Source organism: Pseudomonas sp. GW821-FHT05H12 (assembly GCF_059419385.1).
This window is the reverse complement of sequence record NZ_JBWKRS010000039.1, coordinates 1-25,092: the sequence shown is the minus strand read 5'-3', so window position 1 is coordinate 25,092 and position 25,092 is coordinate 1. Positions and strand designations below refer to the sequence as shown.

At 61.4% G+C, this 25,092-nt stretch carries 19 protein-coding genes; 13 read left to right on the top strand and 6 right to left on the bottom strand.

Going from position 1 to position 25,092, the window contains the following annotated elements; all coding sequences use genetic code 11:
- Positions 1-60 precede the first annotated feature (60 nt).
- Both AC07SU_RS26160 and AC07SU_RS26155 read right to left on the bottom strand, forming a co-directional pair.
- Entirely contained in the window at positions 61-675 is a 615-nt protein-coding gene (locus tag AC07SU_RS26160; RefSeq protein WP_494998693.1) for an NAD(P)-dependent oxidoreductase, read from the bottom strand.
- Positions 676-708: 33 nt separating this feature from the next.
- Positions 709-1,575, bottom strand: coding sequence for an MBL fold metallo-hydrolase (locus tag AC07SU_RS26155; protein ID WP_494998692.1), 867 nt, complete (start codon positions 1,573-1,575; stop codon positions 709-711).
- 104 nt (positions 1,576-1,679) lie between these two features.
- Between AC07SU_RS26155 and AC07SU_RS26150 the strand changes: the two genes are divergently transcribed.
- Both AC07SU_RS26150 and AC07SU_RS26145 read left to right on the top strand, forming a co-directional pair.
- Positions 1,680-2,585: a LysR family transcriptional regulator gene (locus AC07SU_RS26150; protein WP_494998691.1), complete on the top strand. Its 906-nt coding sequence runs from the start codon at positions 1,680-1,682 to the stop codon at positions 2,583-2,585.
- 100 nt (positions 2,586-2,685) lie between these two features.
- Complete coding sequence (locus AC07SU_RS26145; protein ID WP_176995297.1) at positions 2,686-2,865, top strand: hypothetical protein; 180 nt, start codon at positions 2,686-2,688, stop codon at positions 2,863-2,865.
- A 40-nt stretch (positions 2,866-2,905) separates the two neighbouring features.
- Here AC07SU_RS26145 and AC07SU_RS26140 read toward each other — a convergent pair whose 3' ends face one another.
- On the bottom strand, positions 2,906-3,796 hold the full coding sequence (locus tag AC07SU_RS26140) for a helix-turn-helix domain-containing protein (protein WP_494998690.1): 891 nt from the start codon (positions 3,794-3,796) through the stop codon (positions 2,906-2,908).
- Positions 3,797-3,984: 188 nt separating this feature from the next.
- Here AC07SU_RS26140 and pobA point away from each other — a divergent pair, with 188 nt between their 5' ends.
- Positions 3,985-5,169, top strand: coding sequence for a 4-hydroxybenzoate 3-monooxygenase (pobA, locus tag AC07SU_RS26135; protein WP_494998718.1), 1,185 nt, complete (start codon positions 3,985-3,987; stop codon positions 5,167-5,169).
- A gap of 75 nt (positions 5,170-5,244) precedes the next feature.
- The gene (locus AC07SU_RS26130) at positions 5,245-6,762 is read left to right on the top strand and encodes an MDR family MFS transporter (protein ID WP_494998689.1); all 1,518 of its coding nucleotides are present in this window, start codon (positions 5,245-5,247) and stop codon (positions 6,760-6,762) included.
- A gap of 878 nt (positions 6,763-7,640) precedes the next feature.
- Here the strand turns inward: AC07SU_RS26130 and AC07SU_RS26125 are convergent.
- Together AC07SU_RS26125 and AC07SU_RS26120 are read right to left on the bottom strand one after the other, a co-directional pair.
- Positions 7,641-8,477, bottom strand: a complete 837-nt coding sequence (locus tag AC07SU_RS26125; RefSeq protein ID WP_176995300.1) for a cache domain-containing protein — start codon at positions 8,475-8,477, stop codon at positions 7,641-7,643.
- Positions 8,478-8,527: 50 nt separating this feature from the next.
- Entirely contained in the window at positions 8,528-9,301 is a 774-nt protein-coding gene (locus tag AC07SU_RS26120) for a transporter substrate-binding domain-containing protein (protein WP_494998688.1), read from the bottom strand.
- Between the two features lie 415 nt (positions 9,302-9,716).
- On the opposite strand from AC07SU_RS26120, the gene AC07SU_RS26115 reads away from it, so the two are divergent.
- The 7 genes from AC07SU_RS26115 to AC07SU_RS26085 all read left to right on the top strand — a co-directional run bounded on the left by AC07SU_RS26115 (position 9,717) and on the right by AC07SU_RS26085 (position 22,519).
- On the top strand, positions 9,717-11,087 hold the full coding sequence (locus tag AC07SU_RS26115) for a glutamine synthetase family protein (protein WP_494998687.1): 1,371 nt from the start codon (positions 9,717-9,719) through the stop codon (positions 11,085-11,087).
- 101 nt (positions 11,088-11,188) lie between these two features.
- Positions 11,189-11,788 (top strand): class I SAM-dependent methyltransferase, encoded by a 600-nt coding sequence (locus tag AC07SU_RS26110; protein ID WP_494998686.1) that lies wholly within the window; start codon positions 11,189-11,191, stop codon positions 11,786-11,788.
- Positions 11,789-11,911: 123 nt separating this feature from the next.
- On the top strand, positions 11,912-13,045 hold the full coding sequence (rnd, locus tag AC07SU_RS26105) for a ribonuclease D (protein WP_494998685.1): 1,134 nt from the start codon (positions 11,912-11,914) through the stop codon (positions 13,043-13,045).
- Complete coding sequence (locus tag AC07SU_RS26100; RefSeq protein ID WP_016971378.1) at positions 13,042-13,335, top strand: YcgL domain-containing protein; 294 nt, start codon at positions 13,042-13,044, stop codon at positions 13,333-13,335. The genes rnd and AC07SU_RS26100 overlap by 4 nt, the downstream gene beginning before the upstream one ends.
- 119 nt (positions 13,336-13,454) lie before the next feature.
- A complete protein-coding gene (locus tag AC07SU_RS26095; protein WP_494998684.1) occupies positions 13,455-14,387 on the top strand; it encodes a D-2-hydroxyacid dehydrogenase in 933 nt (310 codons plus the stop codon).
- A gap of 138 nt (positions 14,388-14,525) precedes the next feature.
- Positions 14,526-18,035: an OspG family effector kinase gene (locus AC07SU_RS26090; RefSeq protein WP_494998683.1), complete on the top strand. Its 3,510-nt coding sequence runs from the start codon at positions 14,526-14,528 to the stop codon at positions 18,033-18,035.
- Between the two features lie 44 nt (positions 18,036-18,079).
- Positions 18,080-22,519 carry an SET domain-containing protein-lysine N-methyltransferase gene (locus tag AC07SU_RS26085; protein WP_494998682.1) on the top strand — a complete coding sequence of 1,480 codons (4,440 nt, stop codon included), beginning with the start codon at positions 18,080-18,082 and terminating at the stop codon, positions 22,517-22,519.
- A gap of 48 nt (positions 22,520-22,567) precedes the next feature.
- On the opposite strand, the gene AC07SU_RS26080 is transcribed toward AC07SU_RS26085, so the two are convergent.
- Positions 22,568-23,152, bottom strand: coding sequence for a nitroreductase family protein (locus AC07SU_RS26080; RefSeq protein WP_176995308.1), 585 nt, complete (start codon positions 23,150-23,152; stop codon positions 22,568-22,570).
- 154 nt (positions 23,153-23,306) lie between these two features.
- Here AC07SU_RS26080 and AC07SU_RS26075 point away from each other — a divergent pair, with 154 nt between their 5' ends.
- Positions 23,307-23,756, top strand: a complete 450-nt coding sequence (locus AC07SU_RS26075; RefSeq protein WP_003172524.1) for a YcgN family cysteine cluster protein — start codon at positions 23,307-23,309, stop codon at positions 23,754-23,756.
- 13 nt (positions 23,757-23,769) lie between these two features.
- On the top strand, positions 23,770-24,990 hold the full coding sequence (locus tag AC07SU_RS26070; protein WP_494998681.1) for a hypothetical protein: 1,221 nt from the start codon (positions 23,770-23,772) through the stop codon (positions 24,988-24,990).
- Positions 24,991-25,092 lie beyond the last annotated feature (102 nt).

The following is a 25,092-nucleotide window of genomic DNA, read 5'->3' as shown; positions in this document are numbered from 1 at the left end:
TAGCGATCTTGAAGACGCCATCGCCGGCAAGCCGGGCTCCTACAAGGGGAGGGCGCTGGATCAGTAGCCGACAGTAAAGCGTTGGCGCGAATGCTTCGGCGTTTCCACTTCGTCGATCAGGGCGATGGCGTAGTCGGCGAAGCTGATCCAGCTGCGGCCTTCGCTGCTCACCAGCAGGTCATCCTGGCCCAGGCGGAAGGTGCCGGTGCGCTCGGTTTCGACGAACTCCGCCGACGGCGACAGGAAGGTCCAGTCCAGGTCTTTTTCCTGGCGCAGCACGCCAAGAAACTCAGCGCCCGCGCTGGCTTCCGCTTTGTACTCGGCCGGGAAGCCCGGGCTGTCGATCACGCGGCCACCGCCTGGCAGCAGCAGCGAACCGGCACCGCCCACCACCAGCAGGCGTTTAACGCCAGCCTTTTTCACCGGGCCGATCACGGCGCTGGCGGGCAGGGTGGCGAAGTGCGCGGCGCTGATCACCACGTCGCTGCCGCTGACAGCCTGTTGCAGGGCCGCGGCGTCCAGCGCGTCGACTTGCTTCACGGTGACGCCCGGGCGCACGGCGATCTTGTCGGTGTTACGCGCAATGGCGGTGACGCTGTGCCCACGACGCAGGGCTTCTTCCAGCAGTTGGCTACCGGCACGGCCGGTGGCACCAATGATTGCAATCTTGCTCATGACGTTCTCCAGTTCGTTAGGGTTTAAAACCATTCACCACTTCATTTCGCCCTTGGCGACTTTGGCGCCCAGTTCCAGGCTGCCTTCGTCGGCGAGGTTCGGGTAACGCTTTTTCATGGCCGCGATCAGGGCGGCAGAGTCCTTGGCCTTGGCGGTCTCGATATCGAACGCCTTGATGTAATCGGCGGTAAACCCCACGGACTTCACGGTGGGCGTGCCCAGGTAGTGACCTGGAATCACCGTGTGGGGTTTCAAGGCTTCAATGCGCTTGAGGGTGGTCAACCAGTCGGCATGGGATTGGGCAGTCTGGGTGTCGGCCATCCACACGTGGGTGTTTTCAAACACCACCACGCCACCGATTACGGCCCTGATCGAGGGGATCCACACAAAGGTGCGGTCCGGTTGCGGGCCGTCCAGGCCGACCACTTCCAGCGCCTGGCCTTCAAGCGTCAGGGTGTGGCCTTGCAGCACCTGCGGGATGACCAGCTTCGCGGGTTTGTCGGCCCCCAGTTTCGGGCCCCAGAACGCGAGTTTTTGCTCGGCGGTCGCCTTGATGTGGTCGACCACCGGCTGCGACGCCAGCACCTTGGCGTCGGGGAACGCGGTGGTCAGCACGTCTAGGCCGAAGTAGTAGTCCGGGTCGCCGTCGCTGACGTAAATAGTGGTCAGGTGCTTGCCGCTGGCGCGGATCTTCTGCACCAGGTCTTGCGCCTGGCCATTGCCGAACTGCGCATTCACCAGGATCACGTCGTGCTCGCCACTGACCAGCACCGAACTCACCGGCATCATCGCCGAGGTGCCCGGGTTGTAGGCATCGAGCGTCAGGTCGGCGGCAGCGGCGTGGGCGGCAAAGGCCAGGGCGGCCATCGCGGTGGCCAACCGTTTGAAGGTCGAGATCATGTGCAGCTCCAGCGAGGGATAAATGATGCACAGAGCTTAGTTGCACTAAACGTCACAAAAAATGCCATGCTTGAACATAGTTTGTTTCTAAAACCGGGCAAATCATGGACCGTCTTCAAGCAATGCGAGTGTTTGTCAGCGTAGTCGACCTGGGCAGCCAATCGGCAGCGGCCGACCATCTGGACCTGTCGCGGCCGGTGGTGTCGCGTTACCTGGCCGAACTGGAAGACTGGGTGGGCGCACGCCTGATGCACCGCACCACGCGCAAGCTGAGCCTCACCACGGCCGGCAGTGAAATGCTGCCCCGCTGCCGTCAGATGCTGGAGTTGTGCAACGACATGCAGGCCGCCGTCACCGAGCCTGATGAAGCCCCACGCGGCCAGTTGCGCTTGAGTGTCAGCAGCTCGTTCGGCCAGGCGCAGTTGGCCGATGCGGTGGCTGAGTACGTCAAGCTCTACCCGCTGGTGAGCATCGACATGCAGATGCTCGACCGCACGGTGAACCTGGTGGATGAACGCATCGACCTGGCTATCCGCACCAGTTTCGAACTGGACCCCAACCTGATCGCCCGCAAACTCACCCTGTGTCGTTCGGTGATCTGCGCGTCGCCCGCTTACTTGTGGGAGCACCCGCAACCCCGGCAGGTGCGTGACCTGGCAGGGCACAATTGCCTGACCCATTCCTACTTTGGCAAAAGCCTCTGGCATTTCACCGAGAATGGCGAGCCGGTATCCGTGGCGGTGCAGGGCACGATCAGCGCCAACGAGGCCACGACGTTGCTGCGGGTGACCTTGGCGGGGGCGGGGGTGTCACGGTTGCCGAGCTATCAGGCCGGGGATTACATCCGCAGGGGCGAGTTGATCCGCTTGTTGCCCGACGCCGAGCCGCAGCAGATGAACATCTACGCGGTGTACGCCTCGCGCAAACACATGCCCCAGGCACTGCGCAGCCTGCTGGATTTCCTGGTGGTGAGGTTTCCGGAGGAGCCTGCGTGGGACGTAGGCCTCTAGGGCGACATAAACCGGTTGAATAGCGTCCAATAATGGCAACTCGCCCCGGCTGACCTATGCTTTAGACAGCACTGTTCATACCTGTGCTGAGGTCTGTGCCATGACTCTAAAAATCAGAAAGTACCTGATGATTTTCATCCTGTGCGCCCTGGCGACTGCGCTGTATGGCACCGCCGCCTACCGGGTAGAGCAAACGCGGATGCAGCCGCCGAGCTTTGCGATCAGCTGCCATCAGGACCAATGCGTTCCCCATACCGGCAGCTTCAGCGCGTTGCGCTGACCCGGTGTAGGACACACCGCTATCGCCGGCAAGCCGGCTCCTACAGGGAGGGGCTGGTGTCGGCCTTGAGCTGTTCGCGAAAGGCCTTGGGCGAGAACCCGACCCGTCGGCGGAACAGCCGTGAGAAGTTGGTCGGGTCGGAAAACCCCAGCACTTCCGACATCTCGTTGATGGTCATGCTGGTGTAGGTCAGCAGGCGCTTGGCTTCCAGCAACTGGCGGTCATGCATGATCTGCAGCGCAGGCTGCCCACCCAATTCCCGACACGTACCGTTGAGGTGTGAGACCGAGATGCCCAGCTTGTGGGCCAGGTCTTCAATCTTCGGGTGTTCGCGGTAATGCTGCTCGACCAACTGGGTAAAGCGCCGAAAGTACTCACGGCCGCGTGGCGTACGCGGGTGGCGGCGCTGGATGGCCTGGCGGCTGATCCACACCAGCAGCACGCTGACCAGGGCGTGCATCATCATGTCCCGCGCCGGTTGCTCATCGGCGTATTCATCCTGCAAGCGCGCGAACTGGGCGTTGAGGTAGTCACTGTCTTTACCCGCAGGGTAATTGCCCAAGGCCTGCAAGCCGTCGACCGTCGCCCCCAGTTGCGCCTGCAAGTGGCTCACCAGCGGCGCGGCCAGCGTCACCACGTAGCCTTCGACATCTTCGGAAAAACGAAAGCCATGCACACACAACGGTGGCAGCACCTGCAGCGTGGCTTCGTTGAGCGTGGTGCGCTGGCCTTCGATTTCCAGCTGCGCCTGGCCCTTGTGGACGTACAACAACTGGCACAGATCCGCGTGCCGGTGGGGCTGGATTTCCCACTGGTATTCCCGACTCCGCCGGGAGATGGTTTCACAGTGCAACAAATCCGGCGTTGGCCATTGCTGGCTTTCCCCGTATAGCTTGAAGACCGGAATCGCGGAACTGGCAGTTTTGGTCATGGTTTCAATCCGATACTCAGGATAGTGGTGCGGTAATCGCCCCGATTGGCAAAAAGCGCAGGCTTTGTCTCAGTTTTCACCTTCTTATGCCGGCCACTCAAGTGAAAAATGCCAGCAACCAGATCAATGACAACTCTTTCACCCGATCCGTTCGGTGAAGCTTGCGGGCCATAAAAATAATGAAAACGCTGAAAACCCAAGTCGCCATTATTGGCGCCGGTCCTTCGGGATTGCTGCTCGGCCAACTGCTGCACAACGCCGGTATCCAAACCCTTATTCTTGAGCGCCAGCGCGCCGATTATGTGAAAGGCCGCATCCGTGCCGGGGTGCTGGAACAAGGCATGGTCGACCTGTTGCGCGAGGCGGGCGTGAGCCAGCGCATGGACGCCGAAGGCCTGGTGCATGACGGCTTTGAACTGGCGCTCAATGGCAGGCTCACTCACATCGACCTCAAGACCTTGACCGGTGGCCAGTCGGTAATGGTCTACGGCCAGACCGAAGTCACCCGTGACCTGATGGCCGCCCGCGAAGCCGCTGGCGCCAGCACCCTGTATGAAGCGCACAACGTGCTGCCCCACGACCTCAACACGGATCGCCCCTGGCTGACCTTCGAGCACGAGGGCGAGGTGTACCGCCTGGAGTGCGACTACATCGCCGGATGCGACGGCTTCCATGGCGTGGCGCGCCAGTCGATTCCTGCCGAATCGCTGGAGGTGTTCGAGCGGGTCTATCCCTTTGGCTGGCTGGGCATCCTGGCCGATACGTCGCCCGTGCACCCCGAACTGGTCTACGCCAAGCACTCCCGTGGCTTTGCCTTGTGCAGCATGCGTTCGCCGACGCGCAGCCGGTATTACCTGCAAGTGCCGGTGGAAGAGCCCCTGGATGAGTGGTCGGATGAGCGCTTCTGGGAGGAACTGAAAACCCGTCTGCCCGGCGAGCTGGCGCAGCGGTTGGTCACGGGGCCATCAATCGAGAAAAGCATCGCGCCGCTGCGCAGCTTTGTGGTGGAACCGATGCAATACGGGCGCCTGTTCCTGCTTGGCGATGCGGCGCACATCGTGCCACCCACCGGCGCCAAGGGCTTGAACCTGGCGGCCAGTGATGTGAGCACGCTGTATCGGATCCTGCTCAAGGTGTACCGCGAAGGGCGGGTGGACCTGCTGGAAAAGTACTCCGCCATTTGCCTGCGCCGCGTGTGGAAGGCCGAGCGGTTTTCCTGGTGGATGACCTCGATGCTGCATCAATTCCCGCAAGCGGACGGCTTCAGCCAGCGCATCGCCGAGAGCGAGCTTGAGTACTTCATCCACTCGGAAGCGGGTCGCAAAACCATTGCAGAAAATTACGTCGGACTTCCTTACGAGGCTATCGAATAGCCTGCTATCGAGTAAGATGTCGAGCATTCCCGCGGGCCCTTCCTTACCCGTGGGCCCTGCTCGAAAGGTTCTGCCGTGACCAACCTGAATCAGCCCGCCCAACCCGTTCCCGCCGTACGCAGTGTGCTGGCCGCCTTGATGATGGCGATCTTCCTCGGCGCCCTGGACCAGACCATCGTCGCCGTGTCCATGCCGGCCATCTCGGCGCAATTTCACGATGTAAACCTGCTGGCCTGGGTGATCTCCGGCTACATGGTGGCGATGACGGTGGCGGTGCCGATCTACGGCAAGCTCGGCGACCTGTATGGGCGACGGCCGATGATGCTGATCGGCATGGGCCTGTTCACGCTGGCGTCGCTGTTTTGCGGCATGGCGCAAAGCATGGAGCAACTGGTGCTGGCGCGGATTCTCCAGGGCATCGGCGCCGGCGGGATGATCTCGGTGAGCCAGGCGATCATCGGCGACATCATCCCGCCCCGCGAACGCGGGCGCTACCAGGGCTATTTCAGCAGCATGTACGCCGTGGCCAGCGTGGCCGGCCCGGTGTTGGGCGGCTACATGACCGAGTACCTGTCCTGGCGTTGGGTGTTCCTGATCAACCTGCCACTGGGCGCCGGTGCCTGGTACGTGGCCCATCGCACCCTGGTGGGCCTGCCGGTGCCGCAGCGCAAGCCGATCATCGACTACCTCGGCACGGTGTTGATGATCATCGGCTTGACCGCTTTGCTGCTGGGCATCACCGAAATCGGCCAGGGCCATCACTGGCGCGACGACCAGGTGCTGGGCCTGCTGGCGTGTGCGTTGGTGGCGCTGAGCGTGTTTGTCTGGCACGAACGCCGCGCACGGGAACCGCTGTTGCCAATGCACCTGTTCGCCAACCGCAGTGCGGTGCTGTGCTGGTGCACGATTTTCTTCACCAGCTTCCAGGCGATTTCCCTGACGGTGTTGATGCCGCTGCGCTACCAGACGGTGACCGGTTCCGGCGCCGACAGCGCGGCGTTGCACCTGTTGCCGTTGGCGATGGGCTTGCCCATGGGCGCCTATTTCGCTGGGCGCATGACTTCAGTAACCGGGCGCTATAAGCCGATGATCTTGAGTGGCGCGCTGTTGAGCCCGTTTGCGATCCTCGGCATGGCTTACAGCGCGCCCCAGGCGGTGGGGATGACGGCGGTGTTTATGCTGCTGTGCGGGATTGCGGCGGGGATGCAGTTTCCGACGTCGTTGGTGGGGACGCAGAATTCGGTTGAACAGCGGGATATTGGTGTGGCGACCAGCACGACCAACCTGTTCCGTTCGCTGGGCGGGGCGGTGGGGGTGGCGTGCATGTCGGCGCTGTTGCTGGCGTTGTTGCAGGATTCGAGTTTTGCGCACTTGGCCAGTGGGGCGTTGGGGGCAGAGGGCGGTTCGGGGAATGTTTTGCTGGATGGGCTGAACGCGGCGCCGGGGCCGGCGCAGGATGCGTTGCGTGGGGAGTTGGCGGTGACGTTTCGGCATTTGTTGATGGTGAGTGCGGGGGTTTCTTTGCTTGGGTTGATGGCTGCGATTGCTATGCCTAATCGGGTGTTGCGGGGGCGGGAGGATAAGGCTCGGTGAGGTTTGGTGGGGTGTGGTGTGGTGTGGTGTGTATATCCGTTGCTGCGGTAACGGCTACTTAGGGTTCCGCTCTTACAGCGGCTCACTTTTGGAAAGGCCCAAAAGTAAGCAAAAGGCCTTCGCCCCAACACTCGGTGCCTCGCCTAGGCTCGGCATGCCCGAACGCAGGCTTGAATCCGTGGGCCGCCGCCACGCGCCATCCATGGCGCGGGGCGGCTAACCCGGCGTCCTGCCGGGTTACCCACGGATTCAAGCCTGCGTTCGGCCAGCGTGTTTAACGGGGCGCCTAAGATCAAAATCAAAAGCAAACGCGGCGGCCTGGTAGCCGACCGGTAGCGTTTGTTGATCGCATTCCCCTGTAGGAGCCGGCTTGCCGGCGATGCAGACACCTCGGTGAATCAGGTACACCGCGTTGATGCCATCGCAGGCAAGCCAGCTCCCACAGTGGGGCTCCGCGTTCTGCCTGGTTTATTTGCGTCATCGTTCACGACCATCGCCGGCAAGCCGGCTCCTACAGTGGACTGCGTTTGCCTTTGCTTTTGCTCTACACCACTCAAGCCGGCTGTCAGGCCGCTGTGCTTCTGCTTTTGATCTTGATTTTGATCTTAGGCGCCCCGTTAAACACGCTGGCCGGAATTCGGCAGGGATTTGGGGGGTGAACCGGCAGGGATGCCGGTTTAGCCGCCCCGCGCCATGGATGGCGCGTGGCGGCGGCCCCCCAAATCACTGTCGGATTACGGGCACACCGAGCGTGAGCGAGGTGCCGAGTGTTGGGGCAAGAGCGTTTTGCTTACTTTTGCGCTCTATCAAAAGTGAGCCGCTGTAAGAGCGGAACCAATAGCCGCCGTGACCGCAGCAACGGATATGCACACACACATTCAGGGACTGTAATACCCCACAGCCACCATCAAATCCCCCACCCTGCGCAAATAAGCATGCTTATTCTCAACCCGATCCGTCACCGGGTTCTTCCAGCGATACTTGTATTCCCCCTGATCCTGCTCCCCCATCAACTTCAAGATAGGCTCCCCCACCGGCTTCCCATCCGGATCCTTGATCTTGGCAAAATCGGTATTCACCAAACGCAAATTGGTCCCATGCGCCACATACCGCCCCGTCTTCAGGTCCACCACAAACACATACAGATCATCCTGCAGAAAACCACCTTCCAGTGAATTGATCGCCTTCAGCGTCCCGGCTTGATCCTTGAGCAGCGCATTCGCCGCCTTGTTGCGCAAGGCCCGGGCCTGTTCCGGCGTCGCCCGTGGCAGGTAATAGCCCACCGCCAGAATCCGCTCCCCCACGCGCTGATAAAACACATGCTTGTGTTCAACCTTGCCGTCATTCCAGTTCTGCCAGCGGTAGTCCGCCTGCTGGATGCCCTGGCCTTCCGGCACCTTCAAGGCGTCCTTGAACGACTGCCGCAACTCCGGCCCCAGCACCTCGGACACATCCCGGCCGATCAACGCGGAGGAGGGCCCGCCGCTGGCCAGCAGGACGCCTTTCGTATCGACCACAAATACGTAGCGGTCATGGTCGACAAATTCCCCCTGGCGGCTGAACGCAGCAAAGGCCTTGTCGCCGTTGCTCTGGTAATACGCCAGGGCTTTTTCCAGCAGCGCCCTGGCGGCGTGGGCGTCCTCTTCCTGAGTGGTGGCGTGGACTTGGCTGGCACACAACAGCAGCAGCCAAGTGAGTCGGAGCAGTCCCTTCATGACCCGTCCCTCGTTGTTATTGATGTGACAACAGCGTAGACCGCCGTGGCTCAGGGCGCTGCCAGCCATTGGTTGACGATGCCGTCGTACACGCCAGTGGCCACGCTCAGGTGCAACCACTGGTCGACGTAGCTCTTCCAGGCCACATCATCGCGGGGCAGCAAAAAGGCTTTTTCGCTGTATTGCATTTGATGGTCGGGGTTGACCGCGCACAGCCCGGGTTTCTGCTTCTGTTGATAGCGCGCCTCGCTGGCGTCGGTGATCATCACGTCGGCTTTGCCTGCCAGCAGTTCGTCGAAGATCGTCACGTTGTCGTGCAGGCGGATTTGCGCCTGGCCCAGGTGGGCACGGGCGAATACTTCGTTGGTGCCGCCAGCGGGCTCGATCACGCGCACTTCGGGTTTGTTGATTTGCTCGACGGTCTGGTAGCGCTGCACATCGGCGCAGCGCACCAGCGGGATCTTGCCGTCCACGCCGAGGGTTTGGCTGAAGAAGGCTTTTTTCTGGCGCTCAAGAGACACCGAAATACCGCCCACGGCGATGTCGCAGCGTTGGGCGAGGAAGTCCGGCATCAGGGTTTTCCAGGTGGTCGGCACCCAGCGGATCTTGGCGTTGAGGCTCTTGGCCAGGTTTTCGGCCATGGCAATGTCGATGCCTTCGTACGTGCCGTCGGCGCGCAGGGCGGTGTAGGGCTTGTAGTCGCCGGTGGTGCACACGTTGAGCGTGCCGCGCTGCAGCACGTCGTCGAGGCGCGACGGGGCGTTGTCGGCCAGGGCAGGCGTGGCCAGGCAGGCCAGTACACACAGGGTCAGAGGCGCTTTCATGCAGTCGAATCCTTGGGGGCATGATCAGGGGCGATCATTATTTGCAGGTGCCGGGGAGGGTGGCAAGGCGCGGCGAATGTTTAGCCAAGTTGCAACCAAACTCCATCAACCCTGACTTGAACCCCCTTTGCAGGCATGTGACGCTGCCCGGCATCTACCTCACTGTGACCCCCGCATGGACGGTTCCCCCGACACTCACCCCGAGACATCGCCCGGCGCCCATGTGCCGAGCTGTCCGACGGTTGTCGAGGCACTGCCTTCCGAGCTGGCCTTCTGGGCGTTGTTCCACTGCCGACACGCGCGCCCACCAGATACTTCTCTCCTACGTTGATCTGCCCCATGGATGACGCGCACCTGTGCGCATCTGCCCGGCGGCGCCTGCGCGCCTGCCTGACGCAAACGTATGAGAATTGCCATGAGTGTTTTTGCCAGCCTGCACGAAGCCCAGTCTTTCCTTGAACACAACCCGGACATCGAGATGTTCGAGCTGTTTATCCTCGACAACAACGGTGTACCGCGCGGCAAGTTGCTGCACCGCGACGAACTGTTGGCGGTGTACGACAGTGGCCGGCCGCTGCCCAGCACTATCCTGGGCCTGACCATCAACGGTGATGACGTCGAAAACTCGGGGCTGGTGTGGGAGGTGGGTGATATCGACTGCCGCGCCTACCCGGTCAGCGGCAGTTTGCAGCGCATGCCGTGGCGCCTGATCCCGACGGCGGCGGTGCAGGTGAGCATGCACCCCACCGAAGGCCTGCCCGCGACGGTGGCCGACCCTCGGCACCTGCTGGCCAAGGTGATCGACGGCCTCAAGGCCGACGGTTACTACCCGGTGATGGCGGCGGAGCTGGAGTTCTACCTGCTCGACCAAAAGCCCGACAGCAACGGTCGCCCCCAACCGGCGCGGGATGTGGACGGCGGCCGGCCGCGCTCGACCCAGGTCTACGGCCTGCGCGAACTTGAGCAGATCGAGCCGTTTCTGGCCGACCTCTACAGCGCCTGCAAACTGCAAGGCATCCCGGCGCGCACGGCGATCTCCGAATACGCTCCGGGCCAGGTGGAAATCACCCTGGAACACCGCGCCGACGCGCTGCAGGCGATGGACGAGGCGGTGCGTTACAAGCGCCTGGTCAAGGGCGTGGCCCACAAGCACGGAATGACCGCCTGCTTCATGGCCAAGCCCTTCGACGACTTGGCTGGCACCGGCATGCACATGCACGTCAGCCTGGCGGATGCCCAGGGCAATAACCTGTTTGCCAGCGACGCCACCGATGGCACGCCGCTGTTGCGCCAAGCGGTGGGCGGCATGCTCAGCACCTTGCTCGACTCGTTGCTGATGTTCTGCCCCAACGCCAACTCCTACCGCCGTTTCCAGACCAACAGCTACGCGCCGCTGGCCGCCACCTGGGGCATCGATAACCGCACCGTCAGCCTGCGCGTGCCGGGTGGGCCGGCGAATTCGCGGCATATCGAACACCGCATCTGCGGCGCCGACGCCAACCCTTACCTGGCGGCCGCCGCGATCCTGGCCGGTATCCACCGGGGTATTCGTGAGCAACTGGACCCCGGCGCGCCGGTGGAAGGCAACGGCTATGCCCAGGCCAAGGAACTGCTGCCGACCGATTGGCTCACCACCTTGCGCGCGCTGGAAGGCTCCAGTTGGGCGCGGGATGCGTTTGGCAGCGAGTTCCTCAACGTCTACCTGGCGGTAAAACGGGCCGAATACCGTCAGTTCATGGGCGAAGTGGGCGAGCAGGATTGGCGGTGGTACCTGCATCAGGCGTGACGGGTTTGGCGGCGGTGCGGGTTTCGACCTTTTTTTCACGTTGCAGTGGTTAAGCTGCGTATCAAGGTCGTTCACTACCGTTCCACTCACTTGAGCCCGTGATGTCGCCACAACCTCCATCCTCCATCGAGATTGAATTCGCCGAGCGCTGCGACCGCGAGCACGCCAGGGTCTGCGGCGACACGCGCCCGCCCGGGCTGCTGCAGCGCCTGGCGGTGTGGCGCGATGAGCGGCTGGTGCGCCATGCGCTCAAAGTGGCCGGCGAACCGGGCCTGATCCTCGACCTGGCCTGCGGTTCGGGACGGTTTTGGCCGGTGTTGGCCGAGCACATCAACCGCGTAATCCTGGCCTCGGATAATTCCCAGGCCATGCTCGACCACGCGTGCACCCATCACCCCGCGGCGTTGCTCAAGCGGGTCAAGACCTTTCAGGGCTCGGCGTTTTCCATTGGCTTGTCGGCCAATGCGGTGGATTGCATCTTCTGCCTGGAATTGTTCCGCCATGTGCCCACGCGCGAAGCACGCCTGGCGCTGCTCAGTGAGTTCCATCGGGTCAGCCGCGATACGGTGATCGTGTCGGTCAATGCCGGCACGCCGGTGGAAGAGGAGTTTCGCAACGCCGGCTTCAGCGTCCTGAACCACCAAGAGTTCCTGCCGGGCTCGAAGTTGTGGCGTGTCTACGTTCTGCGTAAGAGAGGATAACTCCTAGCGGTCGGACTACTCTTTCATCTCTTGTAGGAGTTTTCACGATTGTGCGTGCACAGCGAATGCTCGCTACGGCCTTTCGCGATATATACTGCGCGCCATTCTTCAAGGGAGAGCCGTGTGGCCATCGATATTCACTGGATCTGCGACAACGATAGCCTCGGCCAGCACTGCGCCGAATGGCAGCAGTTGCCATTCGTCGCCCTCGACACCGAATTCATGCGGGTCGACACCTTTTATCCCATTGCCGGGCTGATCCAGATCGGTGATGGCGCACGCGCTTACCTGATCGATCCCCTGACCATCGACAACTGGCAACCCTTGGCCGCCTTGCTGGAGAACCCGGCGGTGATCAAGGTGGTACACGCCTGCAGCGAAGACCTGGAAGTATTGCTGCGCCTGACCGGCAGCCTGCCGGTGCCGTTGTTCGATACCCAACTGGCGGCGGCTTACCTGAACCTCGGTTTCTCCATGGGCTATTCGCGCCTGGTGCAAGCCGTGCTCGATATCGAATTGCCCAAGGGCGAGACCCGTTCGGACTGGCTGCAGCGGCCACTGTCCGAGACCCAGGTGAGCTATGCCGCCGAAGATGCGGTGCACCTGGCGGAGGTCTACACCCGCTTGCGCCCGCAACTGTCGGACGACAAGTACGCATGGGTGCTGGAAGACGGTGCCGAACTGGTGGCCAACCTGCGCCGCGAAGTGGACCCTTACGAGGTGTACCGCGACGCCAAGCTGGCTTGGAAGTTGTCCCGCGCGCAACTTGCCGTACTGCGTGAGCTGTGTGCCTGGCGCGAACAGCAGGCCCGCGTGCGTGACCTGCCGCGCAACCGCATCATTCGCGAACACTCGCTCTGGCCCCTGGCCAAATCCCAGCCGGATAACCTCGCCGCGCTGGGCAAAATCGAAGACATGCACCCGCGTACCGTGCGTCAGGACGGCCAGTTCCTGCTGGACCTGATCAAACGTGCCGGCAGCGTGCCCATGGACCAATGGCCACCGGCTGTTGCTGAACCGCTGCCGGTGGATGCCGCAGCGCTGATCAAGCAACTGCGCGCCTTGGGCCAGGCTGAAGCTGAGCGCCTGGACATGGCGCCGGAACTGATGCTGCGCAAGAAAACCCTCGAAGCCCTGGTCAAAAGTGGCTACCCCGATGGGCCTTACCAATTGCCAGACTCGCTGCGTGGCTGGCGCCGCGAGTTGATGGGCCAGGCGCTGCTCGACAGCCTGGCCACTGCCGGAGAACAGCCTTGAAACGTATTTGCTCCATCTACCGCAGCTCCAAACGCACCGGCATGTACCTGTATGTGCTCAAGAGCGATGCCCTTGAGCGGGTACCTGAAGGCCTGCTGACGATTTTTGGCAAGCCGGCGCATGCCTTCGACCTGGTGCTGACGCCTGAGCGCAAGCTGCAACAGGAAGACATCGTGCAAGTCCTGGAAAACCTCGACAAGCAGGGTTACCACCTGCAAATGCCGCCGGCCGAGGACGAGTACATCGAACACTTGCCCGAAGAGCTGCTGCGCCGCAACGACCCGATGTGATCGGTCGGTGCCCTGTTCAGGGCACATTCATCCATGGACTCGTATTATCAGGCGCTGGCCGCAGGGAGGCAGCGAACTGCCTCGGCGGTCGCCTGCATTGTTTTTGAAAGGTTTTAGACATGCGTGTTCTGATTGCTGAACAGGATCACCCGCTCTACGCCCAATTGCTGAGCGCAGCGGCACCGGACCTTGAGGTGCTCACCAGCGGCGACTCGGCCGAGCTGTCGCGCCTGGCGGCCGATTGCCCGGTATGGCTGGGCCAACCAGACCTACTGGCAACGCTGTTGCGCCAAGGTCATCACCCGCAATGGCTGCAATCGACCTGGGCGGGTATCACACCGCTGCTGGCCGATGGCTTGCCCCGCGACTATCGCCTCACCCGCGCGGTCGGCATCTATGGCCAGGTCATGGCTGAATTCGTGCTCACCTATATGCTCGGCCACGAGCGTGAAGTGCTGGCGCGGCTGGTCAGCCAGGTCGAGCGCAAATGGGACAACCGCATGGGCCAAAGCCTGGCGGGGCGCAAGGCGTTGATCGTGGGCACCGGCGATATCGGCCAAGGTGTTGCCGAGTTCCTGGTGCCGTTCGGCGTGAAGTTGTACGGCATTGCCAGCACCGCCCGCGAGCAGGCGCCGTTCGTTGAAGTCGCCGGGCTCGACCAACTGGGCCGCCTGGTGGGTGAGGTGGATTACGTGATCAACCTGCTGCCCAACACCCCCAATACCCATGACCTGTACGACGCAGCGCTGTTCAAGCAATTCAAGCCGACCGGGTTGTTCATCAACGTCGGGCGCGGTGTGTCGGTGGTGGATGCCGACCTGGTCGAGGCCCTGAAGGAAGGGCACCTGGCCGGCGCGGTGATCGACGTGTGCCGCCAGGAACCGCTGCCGCAACGGCATCCGTTCTGGACCGCCTGGGGGCTGTTGTTGACGGGGCACAGCTCGGCGCCGACCTCGCCTGAGTTGATGGTGGAGCTGTTTGTGCAAAACCTGCGGGCGTATCAAACCCAAAAAACACTGCGTGGGACCGTGGATTTCGAACGGGGTTACTGATCCGAATACAGTGGCATTGACATAAGCGCTGACAGTCAAGCGGGAACCGCTTCCCTGGGTACTAACACCCAGTGAACGCCATCCAAGCCGAAAGGCGTGGGTGGCAGGAAGTTTTCCATCTATGGACAGGTCACGACTATGCACACCATCAATGCCATACGTACTCCATCATTTCCCGTAATAAGCGCGGATGATCAAACACCGCCACCCTCGCCGAATCTCCCGCTGCAGGCGCCAAACCGCCAGGTGCAGGCCCCGACGCTCGACAATCCGGCGGCGTTGAAAACGGCTTTCGGCGACAGTTGCAACTGGCAAGCGCTGGCAAAAAAACTCAAGGATGTCACCCAAGCCTTGAGCAAGGCTTATCCTGATCAAGCGCTGGCAGGTCTACATCAGCAGGGCAGCGGTTTTCAGGCGGACCTGGCGGCACGCTTGAAAAACACCACGATGCCGGTGTGTGAGGACTCCACCTATTTTCGGCAGAACCCGCTGACGTCTTCCTGCCTGGAAGCGTTTCTGGCTGCCAGTGGCTTGAGCCTACCGACATCCATCGGCGCGCTGATCGAACTCAATAACGTGGTCGCCAAGAACGCACAGGTCCATCCCCTGGGCAATTTCAGTGGCGCACTTGCCTGGCCAGTACCGTTGTCGAAGCAGGGCCAGGATTCGCTGGTCGCATTGTTGCAAAGTGATTCGTCCGGCCTGCCAGGGCTGCCATTGGCCGATGGTGACAAAGGGGCGTTGGGGCATTTGCTCAGTGGCAGTGCTGTGTCTGAGCCTGACTTGAAGGCCCCGAGCCTGGCGATTGAGAAACTGCTCGGTTCGCCCAAGGCCCAGGCGTTAGGGAAAGCCCTGCAGGACAAACTGGGTGGTATTGCCACGGACACCAGCATCAATGACTACCTTTTGGCAGCTATTCATGTCGGGCTTGATCCTGAGTCACGTGGGCGTCCTGCCCCCAACAGTGTTGCCGGGTTTGACCTGGCGCAGCGTTCACACTGGGGCAAACCCGCGTCGGTAGTGATCCAGGCTTTGGCCGAGCACTTGAGGGTAAAGGGCAGAGCCTCCCGGCAGACGGCAGATCTGGCCGCACGCCTGCTGCTGGCTCGCCAGGCCCCTGAGTTGCTGGTCAAGGGCGTTCCTTCCAGCGTGACATATGGCAGCCTGCTCTGGACCCAATTTGCGATAGCCACGGCCAAGCTTGAGGCGGACTCACCCGGCCGTGTCCTGAACATGACCTACAGCGAAGTCCTGGTCGCAGCCGAAGAGATCGGCCCCGGCCTACCGGGCGTTCAAGTGGCCCAGTGCAACGCCCTGACCCTATGGGCAGCGGCCAACGGTGTTGTTGATGGGCGCGACACTTCATCTGTCGCAAGTGAAATGGAACGCATCCGGCTCGCCTACAACAACCAGTTAAGTGTCCTGACGTCTGCAGCGACCTTGCTGCAGACTGAAATACCCGACCGCAAGGCGTTGGCGCTTGCCCAGCTCAAAGCGGCCTTTCCTGAGGTGGAAACCCACGTCTTTGAAGCAAAGACCTTGCAGAAAGCCTGGCTCAATCCAGGGCGGCCCGGTGTGTTTCCTGGCATGCGTTCGATGATGGATATCGTCATGGAGGGGGACACGCTGGGTGATAAGGAACATTGGATTTCCCAGGATAAACGCATTCCCATCCAGCGGTTCTGTGCGTTATCCGAAAGCGGCAAGCTGGATGTATCGAATGCTTTCGCCAACGCCTATGAGCAAAGCTTGAAAGCCCTTGAAACCGGGCATGAGGGTCTGGTTCGTTACCTGATTTCCACGCTGCCACCCGACGATCGAGTGAATTTCGAATATGGCCGGCTGGAGTTTTTTCACACGAATGACTACACCATGGCCATGGACTTCACCACACCCCTGGCGTTGAAAACCCGGGGGTATACCCTGGATGTCAAGGTAACCCGTGGTGGCGAGACGCATATTTATGAGATCGACACCCGTGCGTTCAGCATAAAAAAACGTGATTACCTGCGGTCAAGGTACACGCCTCCCTACACCAGCGCGAAGCTGGAGCATCGAGAGGCGAATACCGTCAGCAAGACGGTGTTGTTCGACCCCTTCAAGGACAAGGCGGGCCAGGCCGGCGAAAGAGCCGTACAAACGTCCGCGCCTGACAGCTTGGGGTCCGAACGCAGCCAATACATTGCGAAGGTTTTCGCCAAGTCTCTCGACTTGCACAATGAAGACCTGCTCAACCACGCCAGGGGCTTTACGTCCTATGACCAGGGGCGTGCCCGGAATGATGCGATTGGTGAGTTCTTTCTCAACCTCATTCCCTTGCGATCGGCCATCGCCAATTTCAGCAACGGCAACTACGGAGCAGGCCTCTTTGACCTCGGGCTGGACGTAATAGGCCTGGTAACGCTGGGGGCCGGGAAGGCCGCACAGGCAAGCAGATTACTGTCCAACGGTGTTTCCAGCCTGGGTGCGGTGACCAAGGCCGCGCGTTTTCTGGGGGCTACTGTTATCGAGGCGTTCAACCCCCTCAGTGGTTGGGGGGATTTGGCCAAGGGCGGGGTCCATATGGTTGCCAAAAGCGCGGAGAAAGGCGTGGAGGCGGTCAATAAACTCAGGGGCGCCAGTGGCAGTTACGACCTGCTTAACGTCGCCAGCAAACACTACGGTGAAGCCGCGACCGGCAGCATCAACGTGGCGGGCCAAAGCATTGAAAACGGTGCTGTTCTGCACAAGGGCAAATGGTACGGCTTCGACCCTGACAGGATGCGGCCCTACGGCCCTCCCCTTGAGGGGTTCACGCCAAGGATCCGTGCTGTGGACGGTGCGATCAGTCCCGCGAATATCGACCCCTCCAGAGCATTGAGCAATACGCAATTTGGCAACTACAAGGTGCCGGCGTCGACCATTGCCGGGCTCACACCTGACAGCCGGGGCGTGTACGTCGCTGCTGATGGACACCTTTCGCATATTCGTCACACCGACAGCACCGGCCTGAGCGCCGTGTACGAAGTCCGCCAGGTTACCCGCACGGCAGACGGGGCCGTGCAAGCGCGGATCTATCACAACAACCGGCAAACGCCACTGCTGGTCGAGCATGTCCAGGGTGATCAATGGCAACGTCTCGGTGCACAGGGCGGTGGCCTGCCGTCGGTCAAATCGGACCTTGGGCCGGAGATTGGTCGGGGGGAGGAAGGCGTTATCTACGCGAGCCTGGATGGCAAGAGTGTTTATAAAGACCTGGGGGCAACGCGACTGACCACGGCCGAGGGCTACACCGATATGGAGGTGGTCAACCTGAACAAATACTACGGCGAAGGCTTTGCCGTGGTGATGATCGATGAGGGGCGTAAATACATAAAGATGGGCAGGATCAACGGCATCGATCTCAGCCAGGTTGACAAGGGCAGCTTGCCTGCAAACGCGCGGTCTTTGCTTGATGATGCCTTCGCAGAAATGGAGGCCAAGGATATTTTCCACAACGATCCGCAGTTGAAAAATTTCATGTACAGCGCAAAAGACAACAAGGTGTATCCCGTGGACATGGATGGCCTGCCTGCCGAGTTTATGGTGCCATTTGTGAGTGATGTGTATGCCCGGAAAAAGGAAAAGGCACGCCGGGAGTTCGCCGAGCTTCTGACCCAAGCGTCTTGAAGGCTCACGCCGGACAACTCCCGACTATGGACAGGTAACTACTCATGACGCTCATTAATCCCGCCAACCCCTATTCCCGTGGCACTCAGCCGACTGTGCAAGTCGCCAACCCTCTATCGACGGTGGTGGTACGTCAGCCTCAGACGTCGAGCCCGCAAGGTGCTGCGCCGATGCTGGGCAATCCCACCGCGTTGAAAACCGCATTTGGCAACAGCTGCAACTGGCAAGTTCTGGCTATAAAGTTACACACGCTGATCGAAGCATTAAATAAGCAATTCCCCTTTGATGTCCCCCTGGTGCAGGGCCAAAACGCCGCTCAGTTTGAAGCCGCGGTATTGTCAGGCCTCAAAAGTGCCTCAATAGCGGTGTGCGAAGACTCTACGTTTTTCCGCCAACAGGCGCTGACTGTGCCGGGCGTTGTCAGCCTTGAGACTTTTCTGAAAGGCAGTGGCTTGACCCTTGCGAAAACCTGGGACGCGTTGATCGAGTTGAACCAAATCGTGAACCGGCGGGCGCAGGTTCACCCTTTAGGGAATTTCAGCGGTGCGCTGGCCTGGCCTATACCGCCCAGCGTGCACGCACAGCGGTCCATCATCGACTTGCTGCAAAGCCCCACTTCCGGGCTGCCTGGCCTGCCGTTGGCGGACACGCACACTGGCGTCCTCGGGTATCTGCTCAGTGGCAGCTCGATCACCGAGAAGGACTTGCGCGCGCCTAGCGGTGCGATTGAGAAACTACTTGGTTCACCCAAGGCCCAGGCACTGGGGCGGGCGATCCAGGCAAAACTGGATGGCGTTGCCAGCGACAGCAGCCTGAACGAGTACCTGTTGGCTGCGATCCAGTTGGGGCTGGATCCTGAGGCTTTGAGCGCTCCGCCGCACACTACCGTTGCTGGTTTCGACCTGGCACAAAAGGGGCATTGGGGCCAGCCACCTTCGACAGTGATCGATGGCCTCAGCCGTCATTTGTTGGAAAAAGGGCGGGTGACCGCGCAAACCGCCAACTTGGGCGCTCGGCTGCTATTGGCGAAGTCGGCGCCGCAGTTCCTGGTCAAGGGCATTCCCTCAAGCGTGACTTACGGCAGTGTCACCTGGGTGCAGTTGGCGATTGCGACGGCGCGCATTGAAGCGGATTCACCAGGGCGTGCGCTCAACCTCAATTACACCCAGGTGCTGGCCCTGGCCGAGCAGCTCAACACGCCTGAGGCTGTTCTTCAGCAGGCTCAGCAACACGCGCTGACCGACTGGGGTGTGGCGAACGGCTTGCTGAAAACCACCGCGCCGACAGATGCCGAGCGTGAGCGGGTAAGAGTGGCCTACAACAGCCAACTGGCGGCCTTGAGGCGTGCCAATACCCTGGCTCAGACGCCCATCCCCAGCCGTCGGGAAATGGCGCTGGATGCGCTGAAACAGGCGTTTCCCGACGTGGACCCCAAGGTGTTCGAAGCGCCAACCCTGCATAAGGCGTTCCTGATCCCAGGCCGTACCGGTCGATTTCCCGGGATGCAGTCCATGCTGGACATCGTCATGCACGGTGGCCCGTTAGGTGCCAATGAGCACTGGGTGTCCCGGGACACGCGCATCCCCATCAAGCCCTTCTGCACTCAGTACGCCGCGGGCAAGCTGGACGTTGCGACAGCCTTCAAGACCGCATACGACCAGGCGATCACGTCGATCGAAGCCGGCCAACAAGGCTTGGCCAACTACTTGATCTCAACGTTGCCGCCCCAGGATCGTGAGAACCTGGAACACGGGCAATTGGAGTTCTTTCATACCAACGACTATACGTTGGCCGTGGACATGACGACCAAACCCACCCTCAGTAATCGGGGCCACACCTTGCAGGTGAAAACCACGCGTGGCGGGGAGGTCAATATTTATGAGATCGACACGCGAAATGCCACGATCAAGAAACAGAATTATCTAAGGAGACGCTATACACCGCCCTATACGGACGAGAACCTGCATCACCGTAACGCCAATGTCGTGAGCAAAGCGGTGGTATTTGATCCCTTCAAGGACGAACGGCTCCCCCAGGTCGGCTCGACGCGCAGCGATTACATTGCCAGGGTGTTTGCCAAGTCCCTTGACCTGCGCAACGAGGACTTGCTGCAGCAGGCCAGGGGCGTGACCTCCTTTGATGAAACCGCGGCGACAAACAAGGCCATCGGCGAGTTCTTCCTGAACCTTATTCCCCTGAGATCGGCCATCGTCAATTTCAGCAACGGCAATGTGGCTGATGGTCTGTTCGATTTGAGCCTGGATTTCATCGGATTGGTCACATTGGGCGCCGGCAAGGCGGCGCAAGCGAGCAAGGCGTTATCAAAGGGGGTTTCAAGTCTGCGTGGTGTGGCCAGGGTGGCGCGATTCATCGGCGCGACGGCCATTGAAGCCTTCAATCCCTTGAGTGGCGTGGGCGATTTGACGGTGGGCGCAGCCAGGCTTATCGGTGCGGGTGCGCAACGGGTGCTTTCCAAGGGGCTGGAAACGGTCAATGCGCTGAGGGGCGCCAGCGGCAGTTACGACCTGTTGAAGGCTGTGAGCAAGCACTATGACGGGGCGGCGACGGGCACGTTGAAGGTGGCGGGCGAGTCTGTTGAAGTCGGTGCCGTGTTACACAACGGCAAGTGGTATGCCTTTGATACCGCATTGATGCGTGCTTACGGATGCCCGCTTGAAGACTTCACCGCGCATACCCATGCCGTGGATGGTGTGAGTGGCGCGGCTCATGTGGAGCCAGGCAGCGAGTTGAGTAACACCTTGTTCCGCCACTTCAAAGTTTCCGAGGCGAGCATCAGCGGCCTGTCACGCAACAGCCAGGGGGTTTATGTGGCTGCCAACGGTCATGCCTCCCACATTCGCCACACCGACAATGCTGGGCAAACGGCCGTGTATGAAGTTCGACAAGTGACTCGCACCGAAGAGGGGGCTGTTCAGGCGCGGATCTATCACAACAACCGGCAAACGGAGGTATTAGTCCAGCATATCGAGGGGGATCAGTGGCAACGCCTGGGGGCGAAGGGCGGTGTGCATGTAAACGGCGATCATCTACGGGCGTGGGAGGCCTTGTCCGTACCGGAGCAGCAAAAGGTCACGATTCAGGGGTTTGCCAGGCGGCATCGGCTCAACCCGGCCACCTGGGCACATTACGTTCAGGCTGACGGCCGTTTGAGCGTCGCGGGCGTCATCCTGCGCGACCGCGCCGCGGGTGTACCGTTGAATGCGATTACACCCAGGCACATTCGTGACTGGCAGGGCATGACGCAGCAAGCACGTGATGCAATGACCATGGAGGGCTTCGCCAGTGGCCACAACCTGGGGATCGCTGATTTCAAGGGGCACGTGAGGCAATCCGGTGGCCTTATGGGCCGTGGCGAGGCGTTGTTGTTCAGGGCTGCCGGCGGTACGTACGACACCCTCACAGACACGCATTTGCAGCAGTGGAGCCAGCTTTTCCAACAGCCCGGTAATCGCGTCACCCCTGAGGCGTTCAGACGTCAACACAACCTCAATCCTGTCACGTGGGTCACCTTTGTCTATGTCGATGGCTCCTTGAGCCCGGCGGGCTTGAAGCGCAGCGCGCGTGCGCCAGCGGGTGTTCCCGTTCTGCCACCGACTGTGCAGCCGCCTCCTGGGACATCGCGCAAACGGCCAGCTTCTGACCCCATCGACCCGCCGCAACAGGAACCGCTGGACTTGTCGATGCCCAAACCCTCACCTCCAGCACCGGCGCCGAACGTACCGGTTCCCGGGCCGTCCAGGACTGTCCCGACCGTCGTCAAGATCGAGCCCGGCGTCACGACACCTCGTACCCTGTCGTCCCATCAGGTCGACAATTCGCTACCGATTCTGCAAGACCCGCGAGACCCCAAGATCAGCTTGACCCTCGCGCTGGAGGGGCCTATCGATGACATTCGGATCTCCCATTGGAATGGTCTGTTGGACGGTCTGGGTTCGGCAGAAAAAAAAGCGGTCGCTGATCGCATCAAGGCGTCCATAAAAGACTGGCTGCGCAGCGAAGGGCAGCACGGAACGAAGTTTGATGAAACATTGGAGGTCGTCACGCCACTGGACGATGGCGGGCCGGCGCGAGGGGCTTCGGTGTGGGCACGACGCGACATTCCCCAGTTCGAGGTGCTGGGGCCTTATTCAGGCAAATATCATGCGTCAGAGGCCTCATTATTTGAGGAGCAGCGCAAACAAGGCTCGCGAGCGGTGTTGACCTATCTGTTCTGCACGCGCTCGGGTACACGTTCGGTGAGTGCGTTCAACACCGGAAACACCCTAAGCCTGGTCAATACGGCGCAGTTGAGGAACGGGCCGGCGTGGCAGGCGAATAATGTCGCGTCCATCTCGGTGGGAAAAAACCTGACTTTCTATGTGTCGCTCAAGGACATCAAGGCCGGTGATGAGTTACTGCTGGACTATGGGCCTTATTACAACCCGGTGCCCGACATCGCGATCAAACCCGATCCCGACGCCTGACCGATCAGCGATAAAGCTGCATCCTTGGCGATGCAGCTTCATTCGGCATCAAAGGCTGAAATCACCTTCGGACACCAACTCGCTCAAGGGCCGACGTGGGCTCGGCGTTTCACGGCCTTGCAGGTACTCCGGCAAGGTCGACTTGTCACCCAGCTTGCCCACGGCCACGGCGGCGTGCAGCGCGTAGCCTTCGGGAATCTTCAACTCTTTGCGGGTCAGTTCCTGGTCGAAACCGGCCATGCCGTGGGTGTGCCAGCCGCTGAGGCTGGCTTGCAGCGCCAGGTGGCCCCAGGCCGAACCGGTGTCGAAGGTGTGCCACAGGGCCGGGGTTTCTTCGCTGGCGCCGGGGGCGGTGAAGTCAGTTTTCGAGGCGATGATCACCAGGGCTGACGCGTGTTGCGCCCAGCCACGGTTGAATTCATTGAGCAGGCCCAGGAAGCGCTCCCAGTCCGGCGTGTCGCGGCGCGCGTAGAGAAAACGCCAGGGCTGCGAGTTGTAGGCCGACGGCGCCCAGCGCGCGGCTTCGAAGAAGCTCAGCAGGGTTTCCTGGGAGATGGTTTCGCCGGTGAAGGCGCGGGGCGACCAGCGTTCGGTGAACTGGGTGTGGATCGGATAATCGGCAACACGTGTCATGGAGCAGTTCCTGATCGTCAATTCGGCGTTCAAAGCTACTGCGCGGCCACTAGACTGACAAGTGTTGTTACACCGCCAGTCGTAAGCGCTTGGCCCCGGGGGCCTCTGGCACTAGACTGGCGGCCTTTTCACCTACCGATACTGATGTAGAGCCATGGCCGCCAAAGTCGAACCTTTCTGGATACGCAAAACCCTCGAACACCTCGACCAGGAGGAATGGGAGTCGTTGTGCGACGGCTGCGGCCTGTGCTGCCTGCAAAAGCTCGAAGATGAAGACGACAACAGCGTCTATTACACGCGTATCGCCTGCAAACTGCTGGACCTCAAGACCTGCCAGTGCACCGACTACCCCAACCGTCGTGCGTCGGTGCCCGACTGCATCCAGCTCACCCCGGGCCAGGCCGACCAGTTCAAATGGCTGCCGCCGACCTGTGGTTACCGCCTGGTCAGCGAGCGCAAGGACTTGCCGCTGTGGCACCACCTGGTGTGTGGCGACCGCGACGCCGTACACCACGAACGCATTTCCCAGTCCGGGCGCATGCTCAGCGAAGGCAGCGTGCCCGAAGATGACTGGGAGGATTACCTGATCTTCCGCGCGGGCTGAAAGAGGAGTGTGTATGAGGCTGGGATCCAAGCTGGCGGCGACCCTGGTGCTGTTGTCGCTGAGCCTGCCGGGCTGGTGCGCGAAGAAAGTCGACCTCGATTATCACGTCAAGCTGCTGCCCCAGAGCGACCAGGCCGAAGTGCGCGTGAGCCTGTCCCAGGGCGCGGCCGTGCGCAGCCTCGACTTCGACCTGGGCCATGACGGTGACTACAGCGACTTCAAGGCCGACGGCCAGTGGAAAGTCACCGGCACCCGTGGCCTGTGGCAGCCCGGCGCGAGCAAGGCCAGCCTGACGTACCGCGTTCGCCTCACCCATGCACGCAAACCGGGTCTCTATGAAGCCCGCATGACGCCAAGCTGGGCGCTGTTCCGTGGCGAAGACCTGGTGCCGGCCGCACGGTTGGACCAGCAGGATGGGGTCGAGCTGGTGTCGCGGCTGGTGTTCGAGTTGCCGGCCGGCTGGAAAAGCGTCGAAACCGCCTGGCCACGTATCGGCAAGAACAAATTCCGCATCGACAACGTTTCGCGTCTGTTCGACCGGCCCACCGGCTGGATGCTTGCCGGCAACCTCGGCAGCCGGCGCGTGCGCCTTGGGGAAACCGAAGTCACCGTGGCCTCGCCCAAGGGCCAGGCCATGCGCCGCATGGATGTGCTGACCCTACTGACGTTCGTCTGGCCCCAGGTGGAGGCGGCATTTCCGCGCCATCCGGCCAAACTGCTGGTGGTGGGTGCGAGTGACCCGATGCGCCGTGGCGTGTTCTCGTCACGGGACTCGATCTTCCTCAACAGCCGCACACCGCTGGTCAGCGAAAACGGCAGCAGCCCGTTGATCCGTGAGGTGGTGCAGGCGATCGGCCGCTTCAACGACCATGAAAACAGTGACTGGATCAGCGAAGGTTTGGGTGAGTACTACGCCATTGAGTTACTGCGGCGTGCCGGTGGCATCACCGATGAACGGTATGCCGCGATCCAGACGCGCCTGAACCATGAGGGCAAGGACGTCACCACGCTGCGTGGCGAGCACGTCGGTGCGGCGACGGTTGCGCGTGCGGTGGTGGTGTTGCAGGAGTTGGACCGGGAGATCCGCGTGAAGACCCACAACAAGCGTTCACTGGATGACCTGGCCCAGGCGGTGATGCGCGCCAACAGCATCACCACGCCAGAGTTTGTGCAATTGGCCGAGAGCATTATTGGCGAGTCGTCGGTGGTGCTGGATAACAAGCTGCTGCGCTGATTCTGGCGTCCCTGTTGCACACATACCTGTAGGAGCACGGGGGGGGGGGGGGGGGGGGGGGGGGGGGGGGGGGGGGGGGGGGGGGGGGGGGGGGGGGGGGGG

Excerpts from the sequence above, each read along its gene's own strand:
- AC07SU_RS26115 (WP_494998687.1), top strand. The coding sequence starts at position 9,717 with ATGAGTGTTTTTGCCAGCCTGCACGAAGCCCAGTCTTTCCTTGAACAC.
- AC07SU_RS26160 (WP_494998693.1), bottom strand. The coding sequence starts at position 675 with ATGAGCAAGATTGCAATCATTGGTGCCACCGGCCGTGCCGGTAGCCAA.
- AC07SU_RS26125 (WP_176995300.1), bottom strand. The coding sequence starts at position 8,477 with ATGAAGGGACTGCTCCGACTCACTTGGCTGCTGCTGTTGTGTGCCAGC.
- AC07SU_RS26095 (WP_494998684.1), top strand. The coding sequence starts at position 13,455 with ATGCGTGTTCTGATTGCTGAACAGGATCACCCGCTCTACGCCCAATTG.
- AC07SU_RS26085 (WP_494998682.1), top strand. The coding sequence starts at position 18,080 with ATGACGCTCATTAATCCCGCCAACCCCTATTCCCGTGGCACTCAGCCG.
- AC07SU_RS26080 (WP_176995308.1), bottom strand. The coding sequence starts at position 23,152 with ATGACACGTGTTGCCGATTATCCGATCCACACCCAGTTCACCGAACGC.
- AC07SU_RS26070 (WP_494998681.1), top strand. The coding sequence starts at position 23,770 with ATGAGGCTGGGATCCAAGCTGGCGGCGACCCTGGTGCTGTTGTCGCTG.
- AC07SU_RS26075 (WP_003172524.1), top strand. The coding sequence starts at position 23,307 with ATGGCCGCCAAAGTCGAACCTTTCTGGATACGCAAAACCCTCGAACAC.
- AC07SU_RS26120 (WP_494998688.1), bottom strand. The coding sequence starts at position 9,301 with ATGAAAGCGCCTCTGACCCTGTGTGTACTGGCCTGCCTGGCCACGCCT.
- AC07SU_RS26090 (WP_494998683.1), top strand. The coding sequence starts at position 14,526 with ATGCACACCATCAATGCCATACGTACTCCATCATTTCCCGTAATAAGC.
- AC07SU_RS26140 (WP_494998690.1), bottom strand. The coding sequence starts at position 3,796 with ATGACCAAAACTGCCAGTTCCGCGATTCCGGTCTTCAAGCTATACGGG.
- AC07SU_RS26110 (WP_494998686.1), top strand. The coding sequence starts at position 11,189 with ATGTCGCCACAACCTCCATCCTCCATCGAGATTGAATTCGCCGAGCGC.
- AC07SU_RS26155 (WP_494998692.1), bottom strand. The coding sequence starts at position 1,575 with ATGATCTCGACCTTCAAACGGTTGGCCACCGCGATGGCCGCCCTGGCC.
- AC07SU_RS26150 (WP_494998691.1), top strand. The coding sequence starts at position 1,680 with ATGGACCGTCTTCAAGCAATGCGAGTGTTTGTCAGCGTAGTCGACCTG.
- AC07SU_RS26145 (WP_176995297.1), top strand. The coding sequence starts at position 2,686 with ATGACTCTAAAAATCAGAAAGTACCTGATGATTTTCATCCTGTGCGCC.